The organism is Neiella holothuriorum (assembly GCF_019457915.1).
Classification (GTDB): domain Bacteria; phylum Pseudomonadota; class Gammaproteobacteria; order Enterobacterales; family Neiellaceae; genus Neiella; species Neiella holothuriorum.
The window spans coordinates 396,314-409,771 of the sequence record NZ_JAHZSS010000001.1 but is presented as its reverse complement, the minus strand read 5'-3'; the positions used below and the strand labels follow the sequence as shown (position 1 = coordinate 409,771).

At 48.6% G+C, this 13,458-nt stretch carries 9 protein-coding genes and 3 tRNA genes; 2 read left to right on the top strand and 10 right to left on the bottom strand.

Features of this window, described 5'->3' with window-relative positions; all coding sequences use genetic code 11:
* Positions 1 to 2: 2 nt before the first annotated feature.
* The 8 genes from K0504_RS01840 to recA all read right to left on the bottom strand — a co-directional run bounded on the left by K0504_RS01840 (position 3) and on the right by recA (position 6,330).
* Positions 3 to 76 (bottom strand) — tRNA-Arg (locus tag K0504_RS01840).
* A gap of 73 nt (positions 77 to 149) precedes the next feature.
* A tRNA-Arg gene (locus K0504_RS01835) sits at positions 150 to 226 on the bottom strand.
* 11 nt (positions 227 to 237) lie between these two features.
* Positions 238 to 328 (bottom strand) — tRNA-Ser (locus K0504_RS01830).
* 160 nt (positions 329 to 488) lie between these two features.
* Positions 489 to 677 (bottom strand): carbon storage regulator CsrA, encoded by a 189-nt coding sequence (csrA, locus tag K0504_RS01825; protein ID WP_220102423.1) that lies wholly within the window; start codon positions 675 to 677, stop codon positions 489 to 491.
* Between the two features lie 120 nt (positions 678 to 797).
* Complete coding sequence (locus K0504_RS01820; RefSeq protein WP_220102422.1) at positions 798 to 2,021, bottom strand: aspartate kinase; 1,224 nt, start codon at positions 2,019 to 2,021, stop codon at positions 798 to 800.
* 37 nt (positions 2,022 to 2,058) lie between these two features.
* Positions 2,059 to 4,686 (bottom strand): alanine--tRNA ligase, encoded by a 2,628-nt coding sequence (gene alaS, locus K0504_RS01815; protein ID WP_220102453.1) that lies wholly within the window; start codon positions 4,684 to 4,686, stop codon positions 2,059 to 2,061.
* Between the two features lie 152 nt (positions 4,687 to 4,838).
* Positions 4,839 to 5,330 (bottom strand): regulatory protein RecX, encoded by a 492-nt coding sequence (locus tag K0504_RS01810; RefSeq protein WP_220102421.1) that lies wholly within the window; start codon positions 5,328 to 5,330, stop codon positions 4,839 to 4,841.
* Positions 5,293 to 6,330 (bottom strand): recombinase RecA, encoded by a 1,038-nt coding sequence (gene recA / locus K0504_RS01805; protein WP_220102420.1) that lies wholly within the window; start codon positions 6,328 to 6,330, stop codon positions 5,293 to 5,295. Before recA ends, K0504_RS01810 begins: the two co-directional genes overlap by 38 nt.
* 300 nt (positions 6,331 to 6,630) lie before the next feature.
* Here recA and mutS point away from each other — a divergent pair, with 300 nt between their 5' ends.
* Positions 6,631 to 9,177 (top strand): DNA mismatch repair protein MutS, encoded by a 2,547-nt coding sequence (gene mutS / locus K0504_RS01800; protein WP_220102452.1) that lies wholly within the window; start codon positions 6,631 to 6,633, stop codon positions 9,175 to 9,177.
* A 3-nt stretch (positions 9,178 to 9,180) separates the two neighbouring features.
* On the opposite strand, the gene K0504_RS18530 is transcribed toward mutS, so the two are convergent.
* On the bottom strand, positions 9,181 to 10,923 hold the full coding sequence (locus tag K0504_RS18530; protein ID WP_220102419.1) for an HD domain-containing phosphohydrolase: 1,743 nt from the start codon (positions 10,921 to 10,923) through the stop codon (positions 9,181 to 9,183).
* A 285-nt stretch (positions 10,924 to 11,208) separates the two neighbouring features.
* Here K0504_RS18530 and K0504_RS01790 point away from each other — a divergent pair, with 285 nt between their 5' ends.
* The gene (locus K0504_RS01790; RefSeq protein WP_220102418.1) at positions 11,209 to 11,871 is read left to right on the top strand and encodes a DUF1707 domain-containing protein; all 663 of its coding nucleotides are present in this window, start codon (positions 11,209 to 11,211) and stop codon (positions 11,869 to 11,871) included.
* Positions 11,872 to 12,177: 306 nt separating this feature from the next.
* Here the strand turns inward: K0504_RS01790 and K0504_RS01785 are convergent, their stop codons facing one another.
* Entirely contained in the window at positions 12,178 to 13,182 is a 1,005-nt protein-coding gene (locus K0504_RS01785; protein ID WP_220102417.1) for an isoaspartyl peptidase/L-asparaginase family protein, read from the bottom strand.
* Between the last annotated feature and the right edge of the window lie 276 nt (positions 13,183 to 13,458).

Genomic DNA, 13,458 nt, shown 5'->3' with positions numbered 1-13,458 from the left:
GGCGGACGCGGGAGGATTCGAACCTCCGACCGCCTGGTTCGTAGCCAGGTACTCTATCCAGCTGAGCTACGCGTCCGCATATCTAGATGTGATTCTAGGAATTCCGATTGTAACACTATTCAATGATAGCTTATCCACTTTGAAAAAAGTGGCGGACGCGGGAGGATTCGAACCTCCGACCGCCTGGTTCGTAGCCAGGTACTCTATCCAGCTGAGCTACGCGTCCGTAATCGAAAATGGCGGTGAGGGAGGGATTCGAACCCTCGATACCGGATTAGGGTATACTCCCTTAGCAGGGGAGCGCCTTCAGCCACTCGGCCACCTCACCACATTTCGGAGGCGCATGATACTAAAGCCACCATATAAGTCAAACCCTTTTTTCCGCTTTTCACACTGCTTGATTAGGTTTTGTTCAAACCGGTCAAAAACCATAAAAAACAAAGCCGACACAAGGTCGGCTTTTGGCTAAAAAAAGGGTCAAATCACATTTAATAATCGTTTTCTTCTGGGCCTTTTTCGGCCTGAATTCGACGATAGATTTCTTCACGATGGACTGAGACTTCTTTTGGAGCATTGACACCAATACGCACTTGGTTTCCTTTAACTCCCAACACAGTCACCGTGACGTCGTCACCAATCATCAGAGTTTCGCCAACTCGACGGGTTAAAATTAGCATTACCTAGCTCCTTTTGTATTCTATTCCACTGTAGCTAACGTCCGGTTTGCACCGATTATAGTACAGGCTCTATATCTAACGCTCAGAAAAATTTGCGTTTATTGCTAGTAGACCTTCAAATTAGGCCGTTTGTTCCAATTTAAATGCACTGTGTAACGTTCTGACTGCTAATTCCAAGTATTTTTCTTCCACTACGACAGAAATTTTAATTTCCGAGGTCGAAATTAATTGAATATTAATACCTTCGTTACCTAGAGATTCAAACATAGTCGATGCAACGCCAACATGACTCTTCATACCCACGCCAACGACCGAAATTTTTGCAATTTTGTCGTTTCCGCGCACTTCTCGGGCACCTAAGTCGGCCGAAACCTGCTCTAACACCTCAGTTGCTCGTGCATAATCATTGCGATGAACGGTGAAAGTGAAGTCCGCCGTATTATCACCAACGGAGTTCTGAATAATCATATCGACATCAATATCGGCTTTGCCGATTGGCAACAAAACAGATGCCGCAACATTCGGCTGATCAGGTACGCCAAGGATCGACAAGCGAGCTTCATCGCGATTAAATGCAATACCAGAAACCAGTGGCGCTTCCATATCTTGTTCCTCAAATGTAATCAGAGTTCCTTCGCCTTCATCTTGAAAAGATGACAATACGCGAAGCGGTACATTGTATTTGCCGGCAAATTCAACCGAGCGGATCTGCAAAACTTTGGCGCCTAAGCTGGCCAATTCAAGCATTTCCTCAAAGGTGATGGTATCCATCTTACGAGCATTCGGCTCGACCCGAGGATCAGTTGTGTAAACACCGTCTACGTCGGTGTATATGCGACATTCATCGGCTTTTAATGCAGCTGCCATTGCCACTGCTGACGTGTCTGAGCCACCGCGCCCTAACGTCGTAATGTTGCCTTGCTCATCACGACCTTGAAAGCCCGCAATCACAGCAACCTTACCGCCATTGAGTACAGACATGACGGCTTGCTCGTCAATGTCCATAATACGGGCCTTGCTGTGCGTGCTATCCGTCATCATACGGATTTGATCACCGGTCATGGATGTTGCCGGCACACCAATCGTCATCAGCGCCATGGAGAGCAACGCAATGGTGACCTGTTCACCGGTCGACAACAACACATCTAATTCACGTGTCATTGGCTGTTCGTTAATATCCTTGGCCAACGCCACCAAGCGGTTGGTTTCACCACTCATTGCCGACACGACTACAGCCACTTGATGGCCTTGGTCACGGTAGCGTTTTACTCGCTGGGCAACGGCCTGAATACGCTCGACTGAGCCAACCGATGTTCCGCCAAACTTGAGCACGTACAATGCCATGCTTCTACTCCTTAGTTACGAGTTCTAGTTGGTGTGGTTACAAGCGCTCTTGTAACCATGGCGTCACAGATTCCATGGCTGCAGGCAATGCAGCTTCATCACTACCACCGGCTTGGGCGAAATCAGGACGACCGCCACCTTTGCCACCAACTTGTTGAGCCACGACATTCACCAGTTCACCGGCTTTAACCTTGCCCGTGGCATCTTTACTAACACCCACGGCAATGCCGATTTTGCCGTCCGATACCGTTGCTAACACAACAATGCAGCTGCCTAATTTGCTCTTCAAGTCATCAACGGTACTGCGCAACGCTTTAGTATTGGTACCTTCTAGCGTGCTCACCAACACCTTAATGCCATTGATCTCAATCGCCTGCTCCGCGAGTGAGGAGCCAGCCAGCGTGGTGAGTTTGGCGTTCAAACGGTCGACTTCTTTTTCAAGCCATTTGGTGTGCTCAACAATTTGGCGTACTTTGTCTTTCGCACTACCCATGTCGCCTTTCACCAAGCCTGACACTTCAAGTAGTTGATCGGCCATGTTGTATAGCGAATCGAGCGCGTAACGACCGGTTACGGCTTCGATTCGACGTACACCGGAAGCAATGCCACCTTCAGACATAATACGGAATAAGCCAATGTCGCCCGTACGCTCAACGTGGGTACCACCACAAAGTTCAGTGGAAAAATCGCCCATGCCCACGACCCGGACTTTCTCGTCGTATTTTTCTCCAAACAACGCCACCGCGCCTGATGCTTTGGCTTCATCGAGATCCATCAAATTGGTCTCGACACCAAAGTTTGCGCGGATTTGTTCGTTAACTAACTGCTCGACAGTGCGAATGGAGTTAACTGAAATGCTTTCAAAGTGGCTGAAGTCAAAACGAAGACGCTCAGGCGAAACTTGTGAGCCTTTTTGCTGCACATGATCGCCCAACACTTTACGCAAAGCGGCGTGCATTAAGTGAGTTGCCGAGTGATTTAACCGAATCGAATTACGACGCACGTCATCAACTTTGGCCGTTAGCGCTTCACCAACGTGAATTTCGCCCTGCGACACATAACCGATGTGAACAATGGCATCACCTGATTTCTGAGTATCGGTAACCACGAAGGAGCCATCTTCCATTAACAGCTCACCCATATCACCACATTGACCGCCACTTTCGGCATAAAACGGTGTGGTGTTTAATACGATCTGGCCATCAACGCCAGCTAATAGCTGGTGCACCGCCTCGCCTTCTTTGGTAAACACCGCTTCAACCGTAGCGGCGTGTTCCGTGCCATCGTATCCGGTGAATTCAGATTTTCCTTCAATTGCAATACTCTGGTTATAGTCAACACCGAATTGGTTCGCTTGTTTGGCGCGTTGACGTTGCTGCTCCATCGCAGCATCAAAACCTTGCTGATCGATCTCTAAGCCACGCTCACGTGCAATGTCCGCGGTTAAATCGGCAGGGAAGCCGTACGTGTCGTAAAGCTTAAAGACCGTTTCACCTGGGATGATATCGCCTTCCAAATTACGCAATGCGTCGTCTAGCAATGCCAAACCTCGGTCTAAGGTACGCAGGAATTGTTCTTCTTCAACCATCAGGACTTTCTCAATCACTGGCAGTTGTTGTTCTAATTCGGGGTAAGCAGGGCCCATTTCAGTCGCCAAAGCCTTGGCAAGGCGATGGAAGAATGTTTGTTCAGCGCCAAGCTTATTGCCGTGGCGTACCGCTCGACGGATGATCCGACGCAATACATAACCGCGGCCTTCATTTGAGGGCATGACGCCATCGGCGATTAAAAACCCGCACGAACGAATATGGTCAGCAATAACGCGCAGTGACTTATCTTGTAGATCAGTCACGTTCAGCATGGCGGCAGTGGCTTTAATCAAAAATTGGAAAATATCAATTTCATAGTTGCTATGAACGCCCTGCAAAATGGCAGCAATACGTTCTAAGCCCATGCCCGTATCCACGGAAGGTTTCGGCAATGGCTCCATTGAACCGTCTGACTGACGGTTGAACTGCATGAATACCAAGTTCCAAATCTCGATGAAACGGTCGCCATCTTCTTCCGGAGAGCCTGGAGGGCCGCCCCAAATGTGGTCGCCATGATCATAAAAGATCTCAGTACAAGGGCCGCACGGTCCGGTATCGCCCATCTGCCAGAAGTTGTCTGAATCGTATGGTTTATCCGGTGATTTGTCGCCAATGCGAATAATGCGATCAACCGGCACACCAATGTCCTTGGCCCAAATATCAAAGGCTTCGTCATCAGTTTGATAAACCGTCACCAGCAATCGCTCTTTGGGTAATTTGGCAACTTCCGTTAGGAACTTCCATGCATAGCCAATGGCATCATGTTTGAAATAATCACCGAAACTGAAATTACCAAGCATTTCAAAGAAGGTGTGGTGGCGGGCGGTGTAGCCAACGTTTTCTAAGTCGTTGTGTTTACCACCGGCACGAACACAGCGCTGTGACGATACCGCTCGGGTATAGCTCCGCTTTTCTGTACCCAAGAAGCAATCTTTAAATTGATTCATCCCCGCGTTGGTGAACAAAAGCGTAGGATCATCGTGTGGCACGAGTGAACTTGAGGCGACCACTTGGTGATCGTTGTTACCAAAAAACGTGAAAAAGGCTTCCCGAAGCTCGGCGCTGGTCATGTACATGCGTCGTTCCCAAAACAGTTGACGTGTCAGATCGTGTTGATGCAGCTGAGAAAGCAACATCAAGAGAATCTGAGAGATCAGACAAAAAGACTGGCTATTATACGCAACGGATTGGAGTTTTTTCCACCACCTCTAGGCGGTCTGGAAAAAAATTATTGATTGGTGCAAGCGTAACGGATTTGCTCTTGGTCAAAGCCCCGCCGATAGAGGTAATTTTGTTGCTTCAATTTGAGCTTAAAATCATCAGGCCAGAAGTCGCCAAAACGCTTTATGCGCTGATCGCGAGCCAGCTCAAACCAATCGCCTTCAAACTCATTAAATGCCTGTTCAATATCATCTGATGGCACGCATTTTTGTAGCAATTCCTGACGAACTCGCAGCGGGCCATAACCGCGTTCAGAGCGCACTCGAACATAAATCCGCGCATATTCAGCTTCATTAAGCCAATTTTGCTGTTCACAATACTGCAGGGTTTGGGTAATGGTCTCAGGATGAAAACCACGTTGCTGTAACTTTAGGGAGAGTTCTTGCCGGCAATGATCGCGCCGGGCCAAAATCGCGGAGGCAGATTGGACTGCCTCCGGTAAAGAGTGCGGATCAACGTCCTTAAAGGGCAGGCTCTTGTTCAACTTGTTCGCTTTCATTTTCTGGCGTTGCTTTAACCAGCAAACGTGAACGAATAATGCCTTCAATTTCGTCAGCGATGTCCGTGTGCTCTTTTAAGAATTTCACACTATTGGCTTTACCTTGACCAATACGTTCGCCGTTATAGCTATACCAAGCGCCGGCTTTCTCGATCAATTTCTCTTTCACACCAAGATCAATCAATTCAGCCTGCTTACTGATACCTTCACCGTACAAAATTTGGAATTCGGCTTGTTTGAATGGCGGTGCGACTTTGTTTTTAACCACTTTGACACGCGTTTCGTTACCAACAACTTCGTCGCCCACTTTGATGGCGCCAGTGCGTCGAATATCTAAACGAACAGACGAATAGAATTTCAGGGCATTACCACCAGTCGTCGTTTCTGGGCTACCGAACATGACACCAATCTTCATGCGAATTTGGTTAATGAAGACCACCATGCAGTTGGTTTTCTTAATGTTGGCAGTCAACTTACGAAGTGCCTGAGACATCAAACGAGCTTGCAAACCAACGTGGGAGTCACCCATGTCGCCTTCAATTTCAGCTTTTGGCGTCAGCGCTGCAACCGAGTCAATAATAATGACCTCGACAGCGTTAGAGCGAACCAGCATGTCGCAGATTTCCAACGCCTGCTCACCAGTATCTGGCTGAGACACCAATAATTCATCAACATTAACACCGAGCTTGGCTGCGTAAACTGGGTCAAGCGCATGTTCAGCATCAACGAAGGCACAGGTTTTACCTTGACGTTGTGCTTCTGCAACGACCTGTAGCGTTAGGGTCGTTTTACCACTAGATTCAGGGCCGTAAATTTCAACAACTCGGCCGTATGGCAAGCCGCCAATACCCAGCGCGATATCCAATGTCAGAGAGCCTGTAGGGACGCTATCAATGTCCAAAATGTTACTATCGCCCAAACGCATGATGGAGCCTTTACCAAACTGACGTTCAATTTGGCCTAATGCTGCGTCTAACGCTTTTTTCTTATTGCTTTCCATTGTTCTCTCCAACCGTTTTTGCTTTGGGCTGTTCAATTCAATTAACTTGAAGTTCAGTATACTGGTCATTCATACAGTATCAACCCCTGTATAAATAATTTTTCCCTAAGCTTAAAAACTTTCTTTGTATCTCATTTAGTTATCACAACATTTAGTTGTGTTTGGTTTTAGTGGTCGCAATCACTTGAAGGTGCTTTTACCAAGTTGATACCATCGTGCTCCGTTTGACATTTCAACATTTCCGAGGCTTGTGTGAGCAGCAATTCAGAACCCGTTCTTGATCTAGCATCCCATACCCCAATGATGCAGCAATATTTGCGAATCAAGGCGGAGCATCCAAATATTTTGCTGTTTTATCGGATGGGCGACTTTTACGAATTGTTTTTCAGTGATGCCGCCAAAGCGTCTGAATTATTAGATATTTCTCTGACCAAACGCGGTAAGTCTGGCGGTAATGCGATTCCAATGGCTGGCGTGCCCTTCCATGCCGTTGAAGGCTACTTAGCTCGCTTAGTGCAGTTAGGCGAATCGGTTGCGATTTGCGAACAAATTGGCGATCCCGCCACGAGTAAAGGCCCCGTCGAACGAAAAGTGACTCGTATCATCACCCCCGGTACGGTGAGTGATGAAGCTTTACTACATGAACGCTCTGATAATTTACTCGCCGCAGTGTACTTCCAAAGTGGCCAATTTGGCATCGCAACCTTAGACATCAGCAGTGGCCGTTTTCAGGTGATGCAGGCAAGTTCACCTGACGAATTAGCATCGCAGCTACAACGCGCCAACCCTGCTGAATTGCTTCACCCCGAAGATTTTCCTTACATGGCACTGCTCCAGCCCTATGCAGGGTTGCGCCGGCGTCCGGTGTGGGAGTTTGAAGCGGACAGCGCACGCGAGCAGCTTTGTCGGCAGTTCAAGACCTCGTCACTCGATGCTTATGAAATCGTGGACTTTCCGCTTGGCATCGCCGCGGCAGGTTGCGTATTGCAGTACATAAAAGATACCCAGCGCACTGCCTTACCGCATATCCGTAGTATCCAGCCTCATCACTCGTCAGACTCGGTACAGCTTGATGCCGCCACTCGGCGAAATTTAGAGTTAACCCAAAGCTTAAGTGGCGATGTTAGCCACTGTTTGTCGGCCGTCATCGACAAAACCGCCACCGCCATGGGCAGCCGGTTACTCAAACGCTGGCTGCACGATCCGTTGGCGGATCACGGGCGCTTGCAACAGCGCCAACAAACCATTGCCGAACTCATTGACCATGCTTTGCCGGAGCAATTGGCGCCGACATTAAAAAACATTGGCGATGTTGAACGTATTCTTGCCCGAGTTGCCCTGCAAAGTGCACGCCCCCGCGACTTCGCTCGCCTCCGACTCGCTCTGCAACAGCTGCCAGAATTACAACAGCAACTCGCTCAAGCCAGCAGCGTCAAGCTACAGGCATTGGCGCAGCGCTGCCCGGTTCAACCTGAGTTACAAGCGTTGCTAGAGCGCGCCATTATTGACAACCCGCCGGTCGTGATCCGCGATGGCGGCGTGATTGCACCGGGCTTTGATGAACAGCTCGATAAGCTCCGCGCGCTTAGCCAACATGCCAACAATTACTTGGTGGAGCTTGAAGAAAGAGAAAAACAACGCACCGGCATTGCTACATTAAAAGTCGGCTACAACAAGGTTCATGGCTACTTCATTGAAGTCAGCCGCAGCTATGCTGATCAAGTCCCTGCTGATTACATCCGCCGACAAACGCTAAAAAACAACGAGCGCTTCATTTTGCCTGAACTCAAGGCCTATGAAGATGAAGTGCTAACCAGCCAAAGCCGAGCGCTCGCACTAGAGAAGCGTCTTTATGAGCAGCTTTTCGATACCATACTGCCGCATTTAGAAGCGTTGCAAACACTGGCTGGCGCCATCGCCGAGCTGGATGTTTTACAATGCTTTGCCGAGCGAGCTACGACCTTAAACTACACCTGCCCGCAGCTCACTAGCGAACCAGGTATTCACATTGAAGGTGGGCGCCACCCGGTCGTCGAAGCTCTAAATGACGAGCCGTTTATCGCGAACCCTTTGATGATCACCCCCGCGCAGCGCATGTTGATTGTGACAGGCCCCAACATGGGTGGTAAATCGACCTACATGCGGCAAACGGCATTGATTGTATTGCTGGCTCACATTGGCAGTTACGTCCCAGCAGAAGCCGCCACTATTGGCCCAATTGATCGCATTTTCACCCGCATAGGCGCCTCGGATGATCTCGCCAGCGGCCGTTCTACGTTTATGGTGGAAATGACCGAAACCGCCGCCATTCTTAATCATGCCACGGCCAACAGCTTAGTATTGATGGACGAAATTGGTCGCGGCACCAGCACCTATGACGGCCTGTCGTTAGCCTGGGCCTGTGCTGAGCAGCTTGCACAACAGCATCAAGCCATGACCCTTTTTGCAACCCACTATTTTGAACTCACTAAGTTACCTGAGTTGTACCCAAGCATTTGTAATGTCCACCTCGACGCCGTTGAACATGATGATGGCATTGTGTTTATGCATGCGGTGCAGCAGGGCCCTGCGAGTAAGAGCTATGGTATTCAGGTTGCCCAATTAGCGGGCGTACCAAATCAAGTGTTACAACGGGCTAAGCAGAAGTTACATGAGTTAGAACAAGCAGGCAGTCAGCAAACAACCGACACTAACGATGCCAAGCCAGCTAATGTTCAGTTACCTATATTGCCAGAAGCATCGCCTGTGTTAGATGAATTGAAACAGTTGCAGCTCGATGAGCTAACGCCACGTCAGGCGCTCGCAGTGCTATATCGCTGGCAGCAATCAGTAAACGAAAAGGGCTAAGTGCTACAGGTATTGATTGCGTAAGGCTCGAATTTCATCGAAGTTGCTGAGAAAAACATCGACCAGCTTAGGTTCGAAAATGGCGCCGCGGTTTTCTTTGATGTAACCCAGCACTTCTTGCTCCGACCAAGCGGGTTTATAACACCGCTCCGATGACACAGCATCGTATATATCGGCCAGCGCGGTAATACGCGCAAAGGGATCAATATCGTCCCCCGAGCGCTGCTGCGGGTAGCCAGTGCCATCCCATCGTTCATGGTGCTGGTGAGCAATCTTGCTGGCCATCACCAACAATGGGCGCTCCGAATTAGACAAGATTTGGTAGCCAATCTGAGCATGCTGCTGCATCAGGTGATATTCTGCCGGAGTCAGCTTTCCTGGCTTATGTAAAATCTCTTCGGGGATGCCAATTTTGCCAACGTCATGCATCGGTGATGCCGCTTCCAGTAAGTCTAACGTCGGCTCGTCATAACCGAGTTTACCCGCTAAATAGCGCGATATTTTTGCGACCCGAATGACATGGTTGCGGGTTTCGTGAGAGCGTACTTCAATGACTTCACCCAGAGTTGCCACCAGCTCCTGCTGGGTTTCAATCACTTCTCGGTCCAAGGCCATCATTTGCTGATTGGTATGGTTAAGCGCTCGTTGCTTTTTAAGGTTCATCCAAACGAGCAACAATAGCAGCGACAAAATGGTGATCACGACCAACGCAGGCACAATAACTTGCTTATGCTGTTGCCAAAATGTTTGAGGCTGATTAATCACAATGGCATCGGGGGGCAAACGATGCAGGCTGAGACCAAAACGACGCAGCGTATCGTAATCGAAGACCGCTTCGCTCAGTGCTAAATTGGCCTGAAAGCTGGCCACATGCTCCGATCGAAGTAAGCGCAGTAAACTCATTGCCGACTGGCGCCCAATATTGGCTCCCGAGACCAACTGCCCGCCCATGACTCCGGTCACCATTTGAAAATTCCACGAGGCAAACAAAGCGGCTGGAGAGGTGGCTGCAACGGCCTTGGTCACTTGCGATTGTTGGTAGGTTTCACCATTGTTAGCACGAAAATAAGGGCCAATATAAACAATGTCGCGGCGGTCAAATTCAGCCACTTTCGCCATTAATTCGGCCATCGGTAAGCCATGCAAATAATGAAATGTTGCTGAGCCAGCCATATTCTGGGCAATGTCTTTCAGCTCTTCTTGCAGGGCAAGGCCAGTTGTTGAGTGGTCGGTAATGACATAAATATTGCTAGCATTTGGGCGCAATGCTAAGGCGTGCTGAAAAGTGCGTTCATGCTCTAGCACTTCCGCAATCACACTATTAACCGGAGAATGAAGCGGTGGCGGCATCGCTCGATTAATGCCACCTGCAACGACTTTTGCGTTGGGGAATAAATCGCGGCCATAACGGTTAAAAAAGGCCATGGCGTTATTGTCAGATAAGATCACGCCATCTGGTGGTTTGTCTCGGTATTTATAGCGGTAGAGTTCCGCTAAATAGGCTAGGTAATCAGCGTGATAAATATTCTTGGTATCCATGAATTCAACACGGATATGACTGCTAGGGGATTGTGTATCTAAGACGTCATGAATGCCGTGATGAATATCTTGGGTCCACTCGAAATCGGTGGAATAAGAATGAAGAACCAGAATCTCAAATTGTTCGTCTTGGTTTGCTTGGCTCGATGGCGCCCACCAAAACCAACACCACAGCACAGCGACGAAGCAAAATTTACAACTCCTCACAGAACAAGCCACCCTCACGAGCTACGTCTCATATAATTCATGATGATACCCTATCGAGTAAATTGCCCAAATAATACCCTTTTTGTTGATCTGCCCCCGACTCTAGCCAGCACCCAAAGCAGGTGCATTTGACTAACAATCGGCATAATTCACAATGAGTCAATAATGCAGCTTATTTAGTTTCATAAAAAACAAACAGTTACATTTTGGAACAATTTCTGCTTTACCTCATCGTTCGATCATCAATTACACTCATTTCGGACTACAGAGCACAAGGACAACGCGATGCCGGTAAAACTAGAAGACCGCCCGATAGAAAAACTACGACAAGAAACCATTGATCAGTTGATCATGAACTACAGTCACGGCGAAATTTCACTGGATGCCTTTGAGCGGCGGCTCGATGTGGCAAGTAACACCGACTCTCACCAGTCACTAGCTGCTCTGACCGAAGATCTCGAGTTACAAGTCGATCAGGATTTTAGCGAACAAAAAGCTGACTTATTTCATTCCAATTACAAGCCCGGCGAAGCGAAAGATAGCGAATACATGGTGAATGTATTTAGTGGCAGCGATAGCGCCTACAGTGGTGATTTGCCCAAGGAAATTAGGTCCATTGAGATTTTTTCCGGTTCGACGATCGATTTAACAGAAGCCTGTTTTCGTCAACATCGGTTGACCATTCGTACCATCTGCGTGTTCTCTGGGCCAACCATTTACATTCCTGAAAATGTTCGAGTGGTGTCCAAGGTGTTTAGTATTTTTGGTGCACTGACCAATAAATCAACATTGGGCCACACGTCGCCGCAAGGATCGGCTTTGGATATGCCGACCATTTACGTTGAAGGTATCATTCTGTTTAGTGGTCTTGATATCAAGCTAAAAAGAACAATCAAAGAGCGCTTTATTGGTTTTGCTGAAAACCTAAAGCGCAACTTAGGAATCTAACACTGGCAAACCAGTAACGGCGGTTGCTTGCTGACAACAACCGCCAATTTTTATCGTTTTATTCTTATTCCAACAGCGATAGTAATTCAGCTGTTTTATCAAGCACCTCACATCAAAGCTGCACTCGACCAAGCACAATTGGCCAACCACCGTGTGATTCAAATTAGCAACCCGAACCTAAGCGCTGCGACACCGTTAGACCATAAATAACTCTGGTTAGATATCAGTAAAACCATGTAGCGGAACCACTAAATTCTTTCCCCCAACATTTGCCCCTGCGCAATTATTGCCAGGGGATTTTTTTGGTTAGTGCTGCCAGATACGAACGTCAGCTTGCTCACCTTCGGAGCGCGAAGCGCGATACATGCCAGAGGTATTAAACGGCATAGTAATCGCGCCTTGATGATCAATCACAATGACGCCTCCAGTGCCGCCAGCAGGTAACAGCACATCGTGAATCACCTCAGCAGCGGCTTTCTCTACCGGTTTGTTCTGGTACTTCATGCGAGCACAAATATCCGCCGCAACCTGATAACGAATAAAATACTCGCCATGGCCGGTTGCCGACACGGCACAGCTATCATTGTCAGCCCAGGTACCTGCGCCAATCACCGGCGAATCACCAATACGGCCATAGCGCTTGGCTGTCATACCACCAGTTGAGGTGCCGGCAGCTAGGTTGCCATGAGCATCTAACGCAACGGCCCCCACGGTGCCATATAAATAGCTTTTCGGTAATGCGTCACGCGCAGCCTGTTCATCTTCAACGGCATTAATTTTTGCTTTGGCACGCTCTAGCGCTTTGAACCGACTCGGCGTATCAAAGCTGCTGTTGTCTACAAATTCAAATCCTTGGCGCGCTGCAAACTGTTCGGCTCCGGCACCTGACAACATCACATGCACGGATTCATCCATTACCTCGCGGGCTAAATCAATGGGATTTTTTATACGTTTTACACCAGCCACTGCACCAGCATTGCGAGTCGCACCATCCATGATCGAAGCGTCAAGCTCATGTTCGCCATCGAAGGTATACACAGCGCCTTTGCCTGCGTTAAAAAATGGGCTGTCTTCTAGTACGTTAATGGCAATGGTCACGGCATCAAGGCTTTTGCCGCCGTTAGCTAATACCGCATAGCCTACGTCCACAGCCTGTTTTAGCTTGGCGCGATAAGCGGCTTGTTGGGCTTCGGTAAGGTTGGCTTTGTTGATGGTGCCCGCGCCACCGTGAATGGCGATGCCGACTTTAGCTTGAGTGGTAAAGCTGATGGCAGCCAGCGCGATGGTGAATACTGTAGAAAACAAGCGCATGCTAAAACTCCGTTTATATTGAAGCGCTTATTAATACCGACAAACGACAGTCAAGAACAGCGCTTGGATCATTGCTGCTGTTATTTTTCAAAAAAAGCCCGCTCAAGGCGGGCTCGACTAAAACGTCGAAGGGAAGTTGGCTCATTGCCAACACGTTGCTCAAGAATTATCACCACTATTCCCAGCACTATCACCACCACAAGGCGATAACTGGCTGCTTCATGTGCAATGTTGCAGCCCCTGACAATCAATGACGCAATGTCAGGTACACCACCA

Coding starts and splice junctions, on each gene's coding strand:
- csrA (WP_220102423.1), bottom strand. CDS start 677: ATGCTAATTTTAACCCGTCGAGTTGGCGAAACTCTGATGATTGGTGAC.
- K0504_RS01820 (WP_220102422.1), bottom strand. CDS start 2,021: ATGGCATTGTACGTGCTCAAGTTTGGCGGAACATCGGTTGGCTCAGTC.
- alaS (WP_220102453.1), bottom strand. CDS start 4,686: ATGTACATGACCAGCGCCGAGCTTCGGGAAGCCTTTTTCACGTTTTTT.
- K0504_RS01810 (WP_220102421.1), bottom strand. CDS start 5,330: ATGAAAGCGAACAAGTTGAACAAGAGCCTGCCCTTTAAGGACGTTGAT.
- recA (WP_220102420.1), bottom strand. CDS start 6,330: ATGGAAAGCAATAAGAAAAAAGCGTTAGACGCAGCATTAGGCCAAATT.
- mutS (WP_220102452.1), top strand. CDS start 6,631: ATGATGCAGCAATATTTGCGAATCAAGGCGGAGCATCCAAATATTTTG.
- K0504_RS01790 (WP_220102418.1), top strand. CDS start 11,209: ATGCCGGTAAAACTAGAAGACCGCCCGATAGAAAAACTACGACAAGAA.
- K0504_RS01785 (WP_220102417.1), bottom strand. CDS start 13,182: ATGCGCTTGTTTTCTACAGTATTCACCATCGCGCTGGCTGCCATCAGC.